General features: G+C 56.6%; 17 protein-coding genes and 1 tRNA gene. All 18 read left to right on the top strand.

Features of this window, described 5'->3' with window-relative positions:
• The first annotated feature begins 483 nt into the window (after positions 1-483).
• Positions 484-750 carry a 30S ribosomal protein S15 gene (gene rpsO, locus IHV84_RS05650; RefSeq protein ID WP_198846170.1) on the top strand — a complete coding sequence of 89 codons (267 nt, stop codon included), beginning with the start codon at positions 484-486 and terminating at the stop codon, positions 748-750.
• A gap of 207 nt (positions 751-957) precedes the next feature.
• Positions 958-3,162, top strand: a complete 2,205-nt coding sequence (pnp, locus tag IHV84_RS05655; protein ID WP_198846171.1) for a polyribonucleotide nucleotidyltransferase — start codon at positions 958-960, stop codon at positions 3,160-3,162.
• A 242-nt stretch (positions 3,163-3,404) separates the two neighbouring features.
• Positions 3,405-4,391: an NAD(P)H-quinone oxidoreductase gene (locus tag IHV84_RS05660; RefSeq protein WP_198846251.1), complete on the top strand. Its 987-nt coding sequence runs from the start codon at positions 3,405-3,407 to the stop codon at positions 4,389-4,391.
• A gap of 2 nt (positions 4,392-4,393) precedes the next feature.
• Complete coding sequence (gene tpiA, locus IHV84_RS05665) at positions 4,394-5,137, top strand: triose-phosphate isomerase (RefSeq protein WP_198846172.1); 744 nt, start codon at positions 4,394-4,396, stop codon at positions 5,135-5,137.
• Between the two features lie 35 nt (positions 5,138-5,172).
• Positions 5,173-5,541, top strand: coding sequence for a preprotein translocase subunit SecG (gene secG, locus IHV84_RS05670; RefSeq protein WP_044401342.1), 369 nt, complete (start codon positions 5,173-5,175; stop codon positions 5,539-5,541).
• Between the two features lie 116 nt (positions 5,542-5,657).
• Positions 5,658-5,742 (top strand) — tRNA-Leu (locus IHV84_RS05675).
• A gap of 68 nt (positions 5,743-5,810) precedes the next feature.
• On the top strand, positions 5,811-6,170 hold the full coding sequence (locus tag IHV84_RS05680) for an NADH-quinone oxidoreductase subunit A (RefSeq protein ID WP_198846173.1): 360 nt from the start codon (positions 5,811-5,813) through the stop codon (positions 6,168-6,170).
• 25 nt (positions 6,171-6,195) lie between these two features.
• A complete protein-coding gene (locus tag IHV84_RS05685) occupies positions 6,196-6,675 on the top strand; it encodes an NADH-quinone oxidoreductase subunit B family protein (RefSeq protein WP_005793239.1) in 480 nt (159 codons plus the stop codon).
• Positions 6,676-6,685: 10 nt separating this feature from the next.
• On the top strand, positions 6,686-7,294 hold the full coding sequence (locus tag IHV84_RS05690) for an NADH-quinone oxidoreductase subunit C (protein ID WP_198846174.1): 609 nt from the start codon (positions 6,686-6,688) through the stop codon (positions 7,292-7,294).
• A 26-nt stretch (positions 7,295-7,320) separates the two neighbouring features.
• Positions 7,321-8,574: an NADH-quinone oxidoreductase subunit D gene (locus IHV84_RS05695; RefSeq protein WP_044401349.1), complete on the top strand. Its 1,254-nt coding sequence runs from the start codon at positions 7,321-7,323 to the stop codon at positions 8,572-8,574.
• The gene (gene nuoE / locus IHV84_RS05700; protein WP_044401352.1) at positions 8,571-9,062 is read left to right on the top strand and encodes an NADH-quinone oxidoreductase subunit NuoE; all 492 of its coding nucleotides are present in this window, start codon (positions 8,571-8,573) and stop codon (positions 9,060-9,062) included. The genes IHV84_RS05695 and nuoE overlap by 4 nt, the downstream gene beginning before the upstream one ends.
• Positions 9,059-10,414, top strand: a complete 1,356-nt coding sequence (gene nuoF, locus IHV84_RS05705; protein ID WP_198846175.1) for an NADH-quinone oxidoreductase subunit NuoF — start codon at positions 9,059-9,061, stop codon at positions 10,412-10,414. The genes nuoE and nuoF overlap by 4 nt, the downstream gene beginning before the upstream one ends.
• A gap of 14 nt (positions 10,415-10,428) precedes the next feature.
• Positions 10,429-12,567 carry an NADH-quinone oxidoreductase subunit NuoG gene (gene nuoG / locus IHV84_RS05710; RefSeq protein WP_198846176.1) on the top strand — a complete coding sequence of 713 codons (2,139 nt, stop codon included), beginning with the start codon at positions 10,429-10,431 and terminating at the stop codon, positions 12,565-12,567.
• A complete protein-coding gene (gene nuoH / locus IHV84_RS05715) occupies positions 12,564-13,640 on the top strand; it encodes an NADH-quinone oxidoreductase subunit NuoH (protein ID WP_044401361.1) in 1,077 nt (358 codons plus the stop codon). Before nuoG ends, nuoH begins: the two co-directional genes overlap by 4 nt.
• Positions 13,641-13,652: 12 nt before the next feature.
• Positions 13,653-14,165, top strand: a complete 513-nt coding sequence (gene nuoI / locus IHV84_RS05720; RefSeq protein ID WP_044401364.1) for an NADH-quinone oxidoreductase subunit NuoI — start codon at positions 13,653-13,655, stop codon at positions 14,163-14,165.
• Between the two features lie 50 nt (positions 14,166-14,215).
• Positions 14,216-14,884, top strand: a complete 669-nt coding sequence (locus IHV84_RS05725; protein ID WP_198846177.1) for an NADH-quinone oxidoreductase subunit J — start codon at positions 14,216-14,218, stop codon at positions 14,882-14,884.
• The gene (gene nuoK, locus IHV84_RS05730; protein ID WP_044401370.1) at positions 14,881-15,189 is read left to right on the top strand and encodes an NADH-quinone oxidoreductase subunit NuoK; all 309 of its coding nucleotides are present in this window, start codon (positions 14,881-14,883) and stop codon (positions 15,187-15,189) included. Before IHV84_RS05725 ends, nuoK begins: the two co-directional genes overlap by 4 nt.
• Before the next feature lie 31 nt (positions 15,190-15,220).
• The gene (nuoL, locus tag IHV84_RS05735; RefSeq protein ID WP_066691299.1) at positions 15,221-17,254 is read left to right on the top strand and encodes an NADH-quinone oxidoreductase subunit L; all 2,034 of its coding nucleotides are present in this window, start codon (positions 15,221-15,223) and stop codon (positions 17,252-17,254) included.
• Positions 17,255-17,258 lie beyond the last annotated feature (4 nt).

Here is a 17,258-nt window from a genome sequence, read left to right on the forward strand (position 1 = left end):
TGGCGCGGGCAGCGAGTACCATTATTTGATGATTACTTTTGAGACACCACACTAGGTTGTTGGTTTTTTATTTTCTGGTGTACCCCAGGCAAGCGCCGGCGTTGGGCATGCCTTTGCATTCGCGGTACAGGCGCTTGTCACGTTGGGCGGGGCTCTCCTCTGACGAGCTTTTGGGGGCTGTGCGCTTGGTGGCTTGGTGTGTTTTTTGTGGCTGTTTGGTCTCTCGAGCTATGGCCAGTGCTGAGTGGCTTTGGGATAGTAAATAGCAGGCGCAAAGCAGTAGAGCTCTCAGTGTGCTGCGACGGGCGTTGTATTGGTTGGTCATGGGTCTGATGTTGCGATGTGTCTGGTTGAGTGCTTTTGGCATTTCTCGGCAGGGTTATAATGCACATGTTTTGCCTAACGCAAGGCGCACGTTCACGGCTAGTTCCGGCTGTTTACGCAAGTCCTCAACCAAACCCAATTTGGGTTCACAGGAAAATCATGATCGCATCCTCCATCAAGGCCGAAGTTGTCAAGGCCAACGCCCGCGCTGCCAACGACACTGGTAGCCCAGAAGTGCAAGTCGCTTTGCTGACTGCACGCATCAACGAATTGACTCCTCACTTCAAGATCCACGCCAAGGACCACCACGGTCGTCGTGGCTTGCTGCGTATGGTCAGCCGTCGTCGCAAGCTGCTGGACTACCTCAAGGCCAAGGACGCTGACCGTTACACCGCGCTGATCGCCAAGTTGGGTCTGCGCAAGTAATCGTTATTGCATGCAAAAACGCCTGGGTTAGTTCGCTAGCTCAGGCGTTTTTTACTTCGGAGTGGCAAAACAGAGCGAAGCTGTGTCATTCCAACGAGATTGCATTTGCTGCCAATGGGGCAGTCTCGCTGGAATGGCATCGTGTTCTGAATTCCGCTCCAGATCAAGCTGGTAAAGCGCTACCAGCTATTAAATTAGGAGCTAATAATGAGCATTTTCAACAAAGTCACCAAGTCTTTCCAGTGGGGTGACAAGACCGTCATCATGGAAACGGGCGAGATCGCCCGCCAGGCCTCCGGCGCCGTGCTGGTGAACATTGACGACACCGTGGTGCTGGCCACCGTGGTGGCTTCCAAGTCCGCCAAGCCTGGTCAGGACTTTTTCCCGCTGACGGTGGACTACATCGAGAAGACGTACGCCGCTGGCAAGATCCCCGGCAGCTTCTTCAAGCGCGAAGCCAAGCCCAGCGAACACGAAACCCTGACCAGCCGCCTGATCGACCGTCCGATCCGCCCGCTGTTCCCCGAAGGTTTCTTCAATGAAGTGCATGTGGTCGTCCACACCATTTCTTTGAACCCCGAAGTGGACGCTGACATCGCGGCGCTGATCGCTACCAGTGCGGCTCTGGCCATTTCTGGCATTCCGTTCAACGGCCCTATTGGCGCCGCTCGCGTGGGTTACATCAACGGCGAATACGTGCTGAACCCCGGCCAGACTGCGCGCAAGAACTCGCAGATGGACTTGGTGGTAGCGGGCACCGAAGCCGCTGTGCTGATGGTGGAATCCGAAGCCCAGCAACTGTCCGAAGAAATCATGCTGGGCGCCGTGGTGTTTGGCCACGAGCAAGGCAATGTGGCCATCAACGCCATCCACGAACTGGTGCGCGATGCTGGCAAGCCCGTGTGGCAGTGGGAAGCCCCCGCCAAGGACGAAGCCCTGATCGCCAAGGTGGTCGCACTGGCCGACGACAAGCTGCGCGCTGCCTACCAGATCCGCAACAAGCAAGCCCGCACCCAAGCGTGCCGCGAAGCCTACGCTGCCGTGATGGCTGGCCTGAAGGCCGACGGCGTGGAGTTCGACTCCGTCAAGGTCGAAGGCATGCTGTTCGACATTGAAGCAGGCATCGTGCGCAGCCAGATCCTGGCAGGTGAGCCCCGTATCGACGGCCGCGACACCCGCACCGTGCGCCCCATCGAAATCCGCAACAGCGTGCTGCCCCGCGCCCACGGTTCGGCCCTGTTCACGCGTGGCGAAACCCAGGCGCTGGTCGTGACCACGCTGGGCACCGAGCGTGATGCACAGCGCATCGACGCGCTGGCTGGCGAGTACGAAGACCGCTTCATGATGCACTACAACATGCCTCCCTTCGCCACCGGCGAAGTGGGCCGCATGGGCTCGACCAAGCGCCGCGAAATCGGCCACGGCCGTCTGGCTAAGCGTGCTCTGGTGGCTGTGCTGCCGACCAAGGAAGAATTCCCCTACACCATGCGTGTGGTGTCGGAAATCACCGAGTCCAACGGTTCCTCGTCCATGGCTTCTGTGTGTGGCGGCTGCCTGTCGCTGATGGACGCCGGTGTGCCCATGAAGGCGCATGTGGCGGGTATCGCCATGGGTCTGATCAAGGACGCCAACCGTTTCGCTGTGCTGACCGACATTCTGGGTGATGAAGATCACCTGGGCGACATGGACTTTAAGGTGGCGGGTACCACGGGTGGTATCACGGCCTTGCAGATGGACATCAAGATCCAGGGCATCACCAAGGAAATCATGCAGGTGGCACTGGCCCAGGCCAAGGAAGCGCGCATGCACATCCTGGGCAAGATGCAGGAAGCCATGGGTGAAGCCAAGGCCGAAGTGTCGAACTTCGCGCCCAAGCTCTACACCATGAAGATCAACCCCGAGAAGATCCGTGACGTGATCGGCAAGGGCGGCGCCGTGATTCGTGCGCTGACCGAAGAAACCGGTTGCCAGATCAATATCGAGGAAGACGGCACTATCACCATCGCTGCGACTGAAGCCGCCAAGGCTGACGAAGCCAAGCGCCGCATCGAGCAGATCACGGCCGAGGTGGAAATTGGCAAGGTGTATGAAGGTCCTGTGACCAAGATCCTGGACTTTGGCGCGCTGATCAACTTGCTGCCCGGCAAGGACGGCCTGCTGCACATCAGCCAGATTGCCCACGAGCGCGTGGAAAAGGTGTCGGACTACTTGGCAGAAGGCCAGATCGTCAAGGTCAAGGTCATGGAAACCGACGAAAAGGGTCGTATCAAACTGTCGATGAAGGCGCTGGCAGAGCGTCCTGCCGGCGGTAGCGATCGCCCTGCGCCTGCAGAGCGTGGTGAGCGTGAGCCACGCCATAGCCGAGAAGGTGGTCGCCAGTCGGCTGACCAGCAACAGCAGCAACAGCAATAAGGTCCGGCGGGTCTGCCGGCCCGCTAGTGGATTAAATTGCTATTGAATTTGTAGCTGCCAGCGCTTTATCCACAAGCGCTGGCAGCTTAAATTGGGCTCTTCTAGCGAATGCTAGTGATGCACTCGATAAATGTCGTACGTCGAAATCGTCGTTTACAGACGTGCGGCGATTTCCATCACTACTATTCGCTAGAAGAGCCTTAAATTGCTTTAAAGAGCTGAGACTTATGACCGAACGTTTGATGCGTGCTGTGGAGATTTCGTCCTTCGGTGCGCCCGACGTGCTCCGCCTCGGACAGCGGCCTGTGCCCCAGCCGGGTGTGGGTGAACTGTTGATCCGTGTGGCGGCGAGCGGAATCAACAGGCCTGACGTATTGCAGCGCGCGGGGCACTATGCTCCACCGCCGGGTGCGTCTGACTTGCCTGGCCTGGAGGTTGCTGGCGTGATTGAGGCTGGCGACACACAGGCCATGGCGTCTGCAGGTTTGAAGGTGGGCGACCGGGTCTGCGCCTTGGTGGCTGGCGGTGGGTATGCGCAGTGGTGTGTCGCGCCCGTCGGGCAGTGCCTGCCGGTTCCTGCGGGGCTCAATGACATCGAAGCGGCTTCTCTGCCGGAAACATTCTTCACCGTGTGGAGCAATGTCTTCGATCGGGGGCGTCTGCAAGCGGGTGAATTTCTCCTGGTGCAAGGCGGGAGCAGCGGGATCGGTGTGACTGCTATCCAACTGGCCCGTGCGTGGGGTGCCACTGTGATTGCTACGGCGGGCAGCGACGAAAAATGCGCAGCGTGCATTGAGCTGGGTGCCTCGCATGCCATCAACTACAAGACACAGGACTTTGTGGCGGAAGTTCAGCGAATCACCAATGGGCGTGGCGTGGATGTGGTGCTGGACATGGTTGCCGGTGACTATGTGGCACGTGAGGTGGAGTGCCTCGCTGAAGATGGGCGGCTGGTCATCATTGCCGTGCAGGGCGGGGTGAAGAGCTCTTTCAATGCAGGGCTTGTGCTGCGCCGCCGGCTCACCATCACGGGCTCTACCCTGCGACCCAGGTCTGTAGAGTTCAAGGCCGCCATAGCGCAGTCTCTCCGTTCCCGGGTCTGGCCGCTCATTGAGCAGGGTAAGGTTCGTCCTGTCATCTACCAGACCTTTGATGCGGGTGATGCTGCGGCTGCTCATGCATTGATGGAATCCAATCAACACACTGGCAAGATTGTTTTGACGTGGTAAACATGAAAAAGAAACTGATCGCAGGCAACTGGAAGATGAATGGCAGCCTTGCTGCCAATGAAGCTCTGCTCAAGGGGCTCCTTGCGGGGCTTGGAACGCCTGCTTGCGATGTGGCCGTGGCGGTGCCTTCGCCCTATTTGGCGCAAGTCCAGGGGTTGCTGTCCGGTGCCAGCATCGCATTGGGTGCGCAAGATGTCTCGGCCTTTGCTTCTGGGGCTTATACCGGTGAAGTGTCGGCGGCGATGCTGAAGGATTTCGGCGTTCGTTACGCACTGGTGGGGCACTCTGAGCGTCGTCAGTACCATGGTGAAACGGATGCGGTCGTTGCAGAAAAAGCCCGCCAGGCCTTGGCATCCGGCATCACGCCCATCGTGTGTGTGGGCGAGACTCTGCAAGAGCGTGAGGCTGGTCAGACGGAGTCTGTGGTCAAGCGCCAGCTGGCTGCCGTGATCCATGTGAATGGCCATTGCATCAGCGAAATCGTTGTGGCCTACGAGCCTGTGTGGGCCATTGGCACGGGTCGTACTGCTTCGCCTGAACAGGCGCAGCAAGTACATGCTGTGCTGCGTGCGCAGTTGGCGGCAGCCACTCCTCACGCGGATCGTGTTCGCGTGCTTTACGGCGGCAGCATGAACGCGGCGAATGCTGCCGAATTGCTTGCTCAGCCAGACATTGATGGCGGCCTCGTGGGAGGCGCCTCGTTGAAGGCGGAAGATTTTCTCAAGATCATCGCTGCAGCCCAGTGAGCTGAGCGCTAATAGCTATTAATTTAGGAGTGAACATGAGTGTTTTGGTGAACGTGATCCTGGCTGTACAAATCTTGGCTGCCTTGGGAATGATCGGTTTGATTCTGGTGCAGCACGGCAAGGGGGCAGACATGGGTGCTGCGTTCGGTAGCGGCTCGTCCGGCAGCTTGTTTGGTGCCAGCGGAAGCGCCAACTTCCTTTCCCGTACTACCGCCGTGCTGGCGGCCGTGTTTTTCATCACGACGCTGGCGCTGGCCTACTTTGGCAATTCGCGCCCGGCCAGCTCGGGCAGTGTTCTGGAAACCCCAGCCGCCGTCATCCCTGCCTCCGGAAGTGCTGCTGACGCAGTGCCTGCTGCCCCTGTCGCTCCAGCTTCTGGTGCTGCCCAGATTCCATCTAAATAATCTGCACTAAATTGGCTACCCTGATGCCTATCGAGGGTTTTCCGGGGTAGAATTCTGGATTGTTTGGAAAGCCAAAACCCTCGCGGTTCCTCATGCCATCCAAACATGCAACATCAGCCGTCGTGGTGAAATTGGTAGACACGCTATCTTGAGGGGGTAGTGGCGAAAGCTGTGCGAGTTCGAGTCTCGCCGACGGCACCAAAACAAAAGCCAGCCTGTGCACTTGTACAAGTCCCGCAGGTTTGGCTACAGCGGTGAGCATCCTCACGATGAACCTCGATCAGTACCTCCCCGTCCTTTTGTTCATCTTGGTTGGCATTGCCGTAGGCGTTGTCCCCTTGGTGCTTGGTTATGTGTTGGGCCCTAATCGCCCAGATGCAGCCAAAAACTCCCCTTATGAATGCGGCTTCGAAGCGTTTGAAGACGCTCGCATGAAGTTCGACGTGCGCTACTACCTGGTAGCCATTTTGTTCATTCTGTTTGATCTGGAAATTGCATTCCTCTTTCCCTGGGCGGTGACCCTGCATGAGGTGGGAATGACAGGCTTCGTAGCGGTCTCGATCTTCCTTGCCATTCTGGTTGTGGGCTTTGTCTACGAGTGGAAAAAAGGCGCGTTGGATTGGGAATGATCGAGCTTCAACAAGGACGAGTGCGATGATTGAAGGCGTGATGAAGGAAGGCTTTATCACCACGAGTTACGACTCGGTGGTGAATTGGGCCAAGACCGGTTCTTTGTGGCCCATGACGTTTGGCTTGGCTTGCTGTGCGGTGGAAATGATGCACGCCGCCGCTGCGCGTTATGACATTGGTCGATTTGGCGCGGAAGTGTTTCGTGCCAGCCCTCGTCAGTCGGATTTGATGATTGTTGCCGGAACCCTCTGCAACAAGATGGCTCCTGCGCTGCGCAAGGTGTACGACCAGATGTCCGAGCCGCGCTGGGTGCTCTCCATGGGCTCGTGTGCCAATGGTGGTGGTTACTACCACTACAGTTATTCAGTGGTGCGTGGCTGTGATCGCATCGTGCCTGTGGATGTTTATGTGCCTGGCTGCCCTCCAACAGCGGAAGCGCTGATTTACGGGATCATCCAGTTGCAGCAAAAAATCCGCCGCACCAATACGATCGCTCGCGCTTGAAGGGTTGATGATGACTGCTGTAGCCATTCGGCCTGAAGAGCTCAAAAAGAACATTGCCGCGGCCTTGGGTGCTAAGGCCCGTCAGGTCACGCTCGCCTTGGATGAGGTGACGGTGACGGTAGCTGCTGCGGACTACCTGGAGTCCATGCGTATCTTGCGTGACTCGGATGCATGCAAATTCGAGCAGTTGATTGACCTGTGTGGTGTGGACTATTCCACCTACGCAGATGCCGTTCAAGAAGGTGCGCGATATGCGGTGGTCTCCCATCTCTTGTCGGTCAGTCTGAACCAGCGTGTACGCGTCAAGGTGTTCTGTGCTGATGACGATTTTCCAATGGTGGCATCGGTGGCTGAGTTGTGGAACTCTGCCAACTGGTACGAGCGCGAGGCTTTCGATCTGTTTGGTATCGTGTTCGATGGTCACAATGACCTGCGTCGCATCTTGACCGACTATGGGTTTATCGGCCACCCCTTCCGCAAGGACTTCCCTTTGTCTGGCCATGTGGAAATGCGGTACGACGCCGAGCAACGCCGCGTGGTTTACGAGCCGGTATCCATCGAGCCGCGTGAAATCACGCCTCGCATCATTCGCGAAGACAAGTACGGAGGCCTGCACTGAGCTGCTTTGCGCTCATGTGAACCATCATGGCTGAAATCAAAAATTATTCCCTGAATTTTGGACCCCAGCACCCTGCGGCGCACGGTGTGTTGCGCTTGGTTCTGGAACTGGATGGTGAGGTTGTTCAGCGTGCTGATCCGCACATCGGCTTGCTGCACCGCGCGACTGAGAAGCTGGCTGAGCATAAGACGTTCATCCAGTCTTTGCCATACATGGACCGTCTGGACTATGTGTCCATGATGTGCAATGAGCACGCGTATTGCCTGGCCATCGAGAAGTTGCTCGGCATTGAGGTGCCTGTGCGTGCGCAGTACATCCGTGTGATGTTCTCGGAAATCACGCGTTTGCTGAATCACCTGATGTGGCTCGGCTCGCATGGTAATGATTGCGGCAGTTCCACCATCCTGATCTACACGTTCCGTGAACGTGAGGATCTTTTTGATATGTACGAGGCCGTTTCGGGTGCGCGCATGCATGCTGCGTACTTCCGTCCTGGTGGTGTGTACCGGGATCTTCCCGATACGATGCCCCAGTACAAAGTCAGCAAGATCAAGAACGCCAAAGCGCTGGAGGCGATGAATCAGAATCGCCAGGGTTCTTTGCTGGACTTCATCGACGATTTCACGAAGCGCTTCCCAGGCTGCGTGGATGAGTACGAAACTCTCCTGACTGACAACCGTATCTGGAAACAGCGTACGGTGGGTATTGGGGTCGTAAAGCCTGAGCGTGCTTTGAATCTGGGCATGACAGGGCCCATGCTGCGTGGCTCTGGTATCGCTTGGGATTTGCGCAAGACGCAGCCCTACGATGCTTACGATCGTGTCGATTTTGATATTCCGGTTGGCAAGACGGGTGACTGCTACGACCGATATCTGGTTCGCGTGCAGGAAATGCGCGAGTCCAATCGCATCATCAAGCAATGCGTGGATTGGTTGCGTGCCAACCCTGGGCCGGTCATCACTGACAACCACAAAGTTGCCGCCCCTTCGCGCGAATCCATGAAGTCCAACATGGAGGAGTTGATTCACCATTTCAAGCTGTTCACTGAAGGTTTCCACGTGCCTGAAGGCGAAGCCTATGCAGCGGTGGAGCATCCAAAGGGAGAGTTTGGTATCTACTTGGTGAGCGATGGCGCGAATAAGCCCTATCGTTTGAAGATCCGTGCCCCTGGTTTTGCGCACCTGGCCACGCTGGATGAAATGGCTCGGGGGCACATGATTGCCGATGCGGTGGCGATCATTGGCACCATGGATATCGTGTTCGGAGAAATTGACCGATGATTACCGAAGCGACGTTGGCGCGATTCGCGCGCGAAGTGGCGAAGTACCCGGCAGACCAGAAGCAGTCTGCCGTGATGGCTTGCCTTTCCATCGTGCAGCAAGAGCAAGGCTATGTGAGTGCCGAGAGCGAAGCCGTGATCGCCGACTACCTGGGCATGCCCCAGATTGCGGTGCATGAAGTCACGACTTTCTACAACATGTACAACCAGCAACCTGTTGGCAAGTACAAGCTCAATGTCTGCACCAATTTGCCATGCCAACTGCGTGATGGTCAAAAGGCCCTGCGCCATCTGGAGCAGAAGCTCGGTGTTTCCATGGGCGAGACGACTGCGGATGGTTTGTTCACTTTGCAGCAGTGCGAGTGCCTGGGCGCTTGTGCCGATGCGCCAGTGATGCTGGTGAATGACCGCACCATGTGCAGTTTTATGGACAACGACAAACTAGACCAGTTGGTGGACGGTTTGCGTGCAGCGGAGGGCAAGCAATGACCACTGCCGCAGAAATTCTTTCGCAATTCAAGGCGACAGGTGTTCAGACCTGTTTCCATGATCGCCATATCAACCCGCAGATTTATGCAGGACTGAATGGCAGCAACTGGAGCATCAAGGATTACGAGGCTCGCGGTGGCTACCAGGCACTTCGTCGCATCCTGGGTAAGGACGGCGGAGAAGGCTTGACGCAAGATCAAGTCATCACAACGGTCAAAGAGTCTGGCTTGCGTGGTCGTGGGGGCGCAGGCTTTCCTACGGGGCTCAAGTGGAGCTTCATGCCGCGCTCTTTCCCTGGTCAGAAGTATCTGGTTTGCAACTCGGACGAGGGTGAGCCTGGAACTTGCAAAGACCGCGATATTCTGCAATTCAATCCGCACATCGTGATTGAAGGCATGATCATTGCCGCCTATGCGATGGGCATCAGCGTGGGTTACAACTACATTCACGGTGAAATTTTCCAGTCTTACGAACGCTTCGAGGCGGCGCTGGAAGAGGCGCGTGCGGCGGGCTATTTGGGCGACGGCATCATGGGAAGCAACTTCAGCTTCCAGCTGCATGCGGCCCACGGTTTTGGAGCTTACATCTGCGGTGAAGAAACTGCGTTGTTGGAGTCCCTGGAAGGCAAGAAGGGACAGCCACGCTTCAAGCCTCCTTTTCCTGCGAGTTTTGGTTTGTACGGCAAGCCGACCACGATCAATAACACCGAGACATTTGCCGCTGTGCCATGGATCATCCGAAACGGCGGCGCAGCCTACTTGGAATGTGGCAAGGCAAACAACGGCGGTACCAAGATTTTCTCGGTGTCTGGCGATGTGGAGAAGCCCGGAAACTACGAGATTCCCCTGGGAACCCCCTTCTCCAAATTGCTGGAGCTGGCGGGCGGCGTTCGTAAGGGACGTCAACTCAAGGCCGTGATTCCTGGTGGATCCTCTTCCCCTGTGCTGCCTGCTTCCATCATCATGGAATGCACGATGGACTATGACTCCATCGCCAAGGCGGGGTCGATGTTGGGTTCTGGCGCCGTGATCGTGATGGATGATTCGCGGAGCATGGTGGAAAGCCTGCTGCGCCTGTCGTATTTCTATTCGCACGAATCCTGTGGCCAATGCACGCCTTGCCGCGAAGGCACGGGCTGGATGTGGCGTGTGATCGACCGCATTCAGCATGGGCAAGGCCGTGATGGCGATCTCGACTTGCTCAACTCTGTTGCCGACAACATCCAGGGTCGAACAATTTGCGCTTTGGGTGATGCCGCAGCAATGCCTGTGCGTGCCATGCTGAAGCATTTCCGTCCTGAGTTTGAGGCATTGATCCGGAACAAAGGCTCGCAAGCTGCCGCATCCGCCTGATTGCGAGAACACATATGGTTGAAATTGAACTGGACGGTCAGAAAGTAGAAGTTGCCGAAGGCTGCATGGTGATGCATGCGGCTGAAAAAGCAGGCACCTACATCCCACATTTCTGCTATCACAAGAAGCTCTCGATTGCTGCCAACTGCCGCATGTGCCTGGTAGACGTTGAGAAGGCTCCAAAGCCGATGCCAGCTTGCGCAACGCCCGTGACGCAAGGCATGGTGGTCCGTACCAAATCCGACAAGGCGATCAAGGCCCAGAAGTCGGTGATGGAGTTTCTCCTGATCAATCACCCGCTGGATTGCCCCATTTGCGATCAAGGTGGTGAATGCCAGTTGCAGGACTTGGCTGTAGGTTATGGCGGCTCTTCTTCGCGTTACGAAGAAGAAAAGCGTGTTGTGCTGCACAAAGACGTGGGCCCATTGATCTCCATGGAGGAGATGAGCCGCTGCATTCATTGCACCCGCTGCGTGCGCTTTGGCCAAGAAGTGGCTGGCGTCATGGAACTGGGCATGATCCATCGTGGTGAGCATTCCGAAATCACCACGGTGAGTGGTGACACGGTGGATTCCGAGTTGTCGGGCAACATGATTGATATCTGTCCCGTCGGCGCATTGACGAGCAAGCCCTTCCGCTACAGCGCGCGCAGCTGGGAGTTGTCCCGCCGCCGCTCTGTGAGCCCACATGACTCTACCGGTGCAAACTTGATCGTCCAGGTCAAAAACCACAAGGTGATGCGCGTCGTTCCGTTTGAGAACGAAGCAGTGAATGAGTGCTGGATCGCGGACCGTGACCGTTTTTCCTATGAAGCGCTCAATGGCGAAGATCGCCTCACTCAGCCCATGCTGAAGCAGGGCGGTGTTTGGAAGGAAGTGGACTGGCAAACAGCACTGGAGTACGTTGCCAACGGCCTCAAGAACATTCGCCATGACCATGGCGCCGAGTCCATCGGCGCGCTGGTGAGTCCGCACAGCACCGTGGAAGAGTTGTATTTGGCAGGTGCATTGGTACGCGGCTTGGGTAGTGACAACATCGACTACCGTCTGCGCAACGCTGAATTCAGCGCTCCAGAAGGTATCCGCTGGTTGGGCACCTCCATTGCATCGCTCTCCACGCTGCAGAGCGTTTTGGTGGTGGGGTCCAATTTGCGTAAGGATCATCCTCTGTTTGCACAACGGATTCGCCAGGCGGCTCGCCATGGTTGCCAAGTCATCGCACTGGATTCGGTTGAGCGTGACTGGGCCATTCCTGTCAAGCACCTCTTGAAGCACGCGGCCTCCCAATGGATGCAGGCACTGGGCGGTATTGCGGCAGCGGTTGCACAAGAAAAGGGTGTGGCGGGGCCCGCCGGTTCGTTTGTTATCGATGACGCTGCTACAGCTGTCGCGCGTTCGCTGATGGCGGGTGAGCGCAAAGCGGTGCTGTTGGGCAACGCCGCAGCACACCATGCCCAAGCTACGCAGTTGCTGGCTCTGGCCAATTGGATTGGTGAGCACACCGGTGCCACGGTTGGCTATTTGACTGAAGCTGCTAACACCGTCGGTGCACAGTTCGTGGGTGCCCATCCCGTCAAGGGTGGTTTGAACGCGGCCCAGATGTTGTCGGGTGGTCTCAAGGCGGTTCTCCTTCTGAACAACGAGCCTGTGCACGACTCTTCGGTCGGCGCACGCGCCACCGACGCGCTCTCAGGCGCCGAAATGGTTGTCACCTTGAGTCCGTTCAAAGCCAACATGGAGTTCAGCGATGTTCTCCTGCCTATCGCCCCATTCACCGAAACCTCGGGTAGCTTCATCAATGCGGAAGGGCGCCTGCAGAGCTTCCATGCAGTCGTGCGTCCTTTGGGCGATACGCGGCCTGCTTGGAAGGTGCTCCGCGTATTGGCCAATATGCTGGAGATTCCTGGCTTTGATTTCGAAACGTCGCAGGATGTCCTGGCTCGCGCCACGAACGCTGCACCTGGCGCGTTCTCCCGGATCGATGCGGCTCAATTGTCCAATGCGGTGACTGGCGGCGTGACTGCTTCGGTCTCCGGTGCTGTAGGTGAACCCGTGGTGGCTTCTATCTACCAGTTGGACGGTCTGGTGCGTCGCTCCCCATCTTTGCAATTGACCGCAGATGCGCGTATGGCACGTGAAGAGGTGGCAGCATGATTGACGCGCTCTATAACGCCGGCCTTGGCCTGCTTCCCTTCGGCTGGTGGACAGCTGCGGCATGGCCTGTTCTTTGGATCTTGCTGAAGATCGTTTGCATTCTGGCTCCCCTGATGGGCGCCGTGGCCTATCTGACGCTGTGGGAGCGCAAGCTCTTGGGTTTCATGCAAGTACGTCATGGCCCCAACCGTGTCGGACCGTTGGGACTGTTGCAGCCGATTGCTGACGCACTGAAGCTTCTGACCAAGGAAATTATTCAGCCCACAGCAGCAAGCAAGGGTTTGTTTGTTCTGGGGCCCGTGATGGCGATCATGCCAGCGTTGGCGGCCTGGGTCGCAATTCCCTTCGGTCCTGATGTGGCTCTGGCCAACGTCAATGCGGGTCTTTTGCTGGTAATGGCCATCACATCGATTGAGGTGTACGGCGTCATCATCGCGGGTTGGGCTTCCAACTCGAAGTACGCCTTCTTGGGTGCGCTGCGTGCGTCTGCGCAGATGGTGAGCTATGAAATTGCGATGGGCTTTTGCTTCCTGATCGTGATCATGGTGTCAGGCAGCATGAACCTGACAGAAATCGTTGCAAGCCAAGCCCGAGGTTGGGCGGCGTCGCACGGTTTTGGGCTGTTGTCCTGGAACTGGTTGCCCCTTCTGCCGATTTTCTTGGTTTATCTGATTTCCGGAGTTGCTGAGACCAATCGCCACCCGTTCGACGTGGTCGAGGGCGAGGCGGAAATTGTGGCCGGACACATGGTTGAATATTCGGGTATGGGTTTCGCCATTTTCTTCTTGGCGGAATACGCGAGCATGTGGCTGGTGTCCATTCTTGCCGTGCTGATGTTCCTGGGCGGATGGCTGCCTCCATTTGACGCCTTGGCCTTCATTCCCGGATGGGTGTGGTTGGCAGCCAAGACGTTCTTGGTCGTCTCGATGTTCATCTGGATCCGTGCCACGTTTCCTCGCTTCCGCTATGACCAGATCATGCGTCTGGGCTGGAAGATTTTCATTCCAGTCACGTTGGTGTGCCTGGTACTGGTGGGCGGGTGGTTGCTCTCGCCCTGGAATATCTGGAAATAAGCGGGGACACAAATGACTGCCGTTGTTGCTGCTGCACCTTTCTCTTTCAAAGACTTCCTCAAGAGCTTCATGCTCGTGGAATTGCTCAAGGGCATGGCCCTTACGGGGCGTTATGCATTCCGCCGCAAGGTGACCGTTCAATTCCCTGAGGAAAAGACACCTCTGTCCCCTCGGTTCCGTGGTCTTCACGCACTGCGTCGCTATGAAAATGGGGAAGAGCGTTGCATTGCTTGCAAGCTCTGCGAAGCTGTCTGCCCTGCGATGGCCATCACGATTGAATCAGACGTCCGTGATGATGGTTCGCGTCGCACCACCCGGTATGACATCGATTTGACGAAGTGCATCTTCTGCGGCTTTTGCGAAGAAAGTTGCCCAGTGGATTCCATTGTGGAAACGCACATTTTCGAATACCACGGCGAGAAGCGGGGCGACCTGTATTTCACGAAGGACATGCTCTTGGCAGTGGGTGACCGCTACGAAGGCGAAATTGCTGCAGCCAAGGCTGCAGACGCCAAATATCGCTGATCGGTGTTGGACTCAGCCTGTTTGCCAGACTTTCTATAAAGACCCGATCCATGGATGCCAAGACTGGTTTCTTTTATCTGTTCTCGGTTGTGCTGCTTTTTGCGGCCTTCCGCGTCATCACCGCACGCAACCCCGTGCATGCGGTGCTGTATCTCATTCTTGCTTTCTCTCAGGCGGCAGCTGTTTGGTTGCTTCTGAAGGCAGAGTTTCTCGCCATCGCACTGGTGCTGGTCTATTTGGGCGCCGTGATGGTGCTATTCCTTTTCGTGGTGATGATGCTGGATATTCACATCGACACTGTGCGCAAGGGTTTCTGGAAGCACTTCCCCTTGGCTGCTACGGTGGGTGCCTTGATTGCGCTGGAGATGGCTGCTGTTCTCATGGGCGGCTTCCGCGGCCTCGAGGAGCCCAAGGCGGCAGCGCCTTTGTTGGATGCTGCAGGGCAGGTCGTCCAATATTCCAACACCAAGGCGCTGGGTAAGCTGCTGTACACACAGTACCTGTACCCCGTTGAAATCGCTGCTGTGATTCTGCTGGTGGCCATGATCGCTGCCATCGCCTTGACGCTGCGTCAGCGCAAGGACAGCAAGGCGATCAACCCTGCGAACCAGGTTCGTGTTCGTGCTCGCGACCGTCTGGAAGTGGTGAAGGTGGCTGCTACGCAGAAACCATCCGAACCCTTGCCAGAAGCGGCGCCAGTCGAGGAGAAAAAAGCATGACTTTGACTTTGGGGCATTTTCTGTCGCTGGGTGCGATGCTGTTTGCTTTGTCGGTCATCGGCATTTTTCTGAACCGCAAGAACCTGATTGTTTTGTTGATGGCGATTGAGCTGATGCTGCTGGCCGTCAACATGAACTTTGTCGCGTTCTCCCATTATCTGGATGACATGCACGGGCAGGTGTTCGTGTTTTTTATCTTGACCGTGGCCGCAGCTGAGTCCGCTATCGGGCTGGCCATTCTGGTGCTGCTGTTCCGAAACAAGACCAGCATCAACGCAGAAGACCTCAACACCCTCAAGGGTTGATGAGCCACCCGTATTCCCTAGGTTCTCAAGAATGAGTCAAACCCTCTCTGCTTCAACGCTCCTGGCTGTTCCGCTGGCTCCGCTGGCGGGCGCTTTGCTGGCTGGCGTATTCGGTACAACCTTTGGCGGCAACTGGATTGGGCGTCGCCTCAGCCACACGCTGACGATCCTGGGTGTGCTGGTTGCCTTTATTCTCTCTGCCATGACGCTCAAGAGCGTTGCATTGGACGGCGCGCGTTTCAACGAGACGCTGTACACATGGATGGTGGTTGGTGGCCTCAAGATGGAAGTGGGCTTTCTGGTTGACAGCCTGACCGCAATGATGATGGTCGTGGTTACTTTTGTGTCGCTGATGGTTCACATCTACACCATCGGTTACATGGAAGAAGACGACGGCTACAACCGCTTCTTTGCCTACATTTCGCTGTTCACTTTCTCCATGCTCATGCTGGTCATGAGCAACAACCTGCTGCAGCTGTTCTTCGGCTGGGAGGCAGTAGGCCTGGTCTCTTATCTTCTGATCGGTTTCTGGTTCAACAAGCCGTCGGCCATTTTTGCCAACATGAAGGCTTTTTTGGTGAATCGGGTTGGTGACTTTGGATTCATTCTGGGTATCGGTTTGATCGCCGCATACACAGGCACCCTGAACTACGGTGAAATCTTCGCGAAATCGAACGAACTTGGCGCTCTGAACTTCCCAGGCACTGGCTGGATGCTGGTCACAGTGATTTGCATCTGCCTGTTCATCGGCGCCATGGGCAAGTCGGCGCAGTTTCCGCTGCATGTGTGGCTGCCTGACTCGATGGAAGGTCCCACTCCCATTTCTGCGTTGATTCACGCGGCCACGATGGTGACTGCTGGCATTTTCATGGTATCGCGCATGTCGCCTTTGTTTGAATTGTCAGACACCGCTCTGAATTTCATCCTGGTGATTGGTTCCATCACAGCGCTGTTCATGGGTTTCCTGGGCATCATCCAAAACGACATCAAGCGCGTGGTCGCTTATTCCACGCTGTCGCAGCTGGGTTACATGACGGTGGCATTGGGCGCTTCTGCTTATTCTGTGGCCGTGTTCCATCTGATGACGCACGCGTTTTTCAAGGCTCTGCTGTTCTTGGGCGCTGGCTCCGTCATCATGGGCATGCACCACAACCAAGATATCCGCTGGATGGGCGGGGTACGCAAGTACATGCCGATCACCTGGATCACTTCGTTGCTTGGTTCCCTGGCGTTGATTGGTACTCCGCTGTTCTCGGGTTTCTACTCCAAGGACAGCATCATTGAGGCCGTGCATTTCAGCCATCTTCCTGCTGCTGGGTTCGCGCATTTCGCGGTGCTGGCTGGCGTCTTCGTGACCGCGTTCTATTCGTTCCGCATGTATTTCTTGGTCTTCCATGGCAAGGAGCGGTTTGACCAGAACCCTGATGCTCACCATGGTGACCACCACGGGCATGATGACCATCATGAGCCCCACGAATCTCCTTGGGTGGTGACGGTTCCTCTCGTGCTACTGGCCATCCCATCGGTGGTGGTGGGTTTCATGTTCATTCAGCCCATGTTGTTTGGCGATTTCTTCAAAGACGTGATTTTTGTGGATGCAGCCAAGCACCCTGCAATGGCCAAACTGGGCGAGATTTTCCACGGCCCCGTGGCGATGGCGTTGCACGGTCTCCAAACTGCACCGTTCTGGCTGGCTTTAGCTGGGGTGGCCTTGTCGTACTACATGTACATGGTCAACCCCGCTTTGCCCGCAGGCATCAAGGCGCGCGTACAGCCTCTGTACCGCCTGCTGGAAAACAAGTACTACCTCGACTGGATCAACGAGAACATCTTGGCTAAGGGAGCTCGTGCCTTGGGTGTTGGCCTCTGGAAGGTCGGCGATCAGGCCATCATCGATGGAGGGGTGGTGAACGGCTCGTGGAAGCTGGTCGGCGCTATTTCTGGCGTGGTGCGCTGGGTTCAGTCGGGCTTTATCTTCCACTACGCCTTGGTGATGATTCTGGGTGTGTTCGCACTGATGACTTGGTTTGTCTGGGGCGACTTCTTCATGCAACTCATCAAATAAGGAA

This window comes from Acidovorax sp. IB03 (assembly GCF_016406015.1).
In the GTDB taxonomy this organism is placed as follows: domain Bacteria; phylum Pseudomonadota; class Gammaproteobacteria; order Burkholderiales; family Burkholderiaceae_C; genus Acidovorax; species Acidovorax temperans.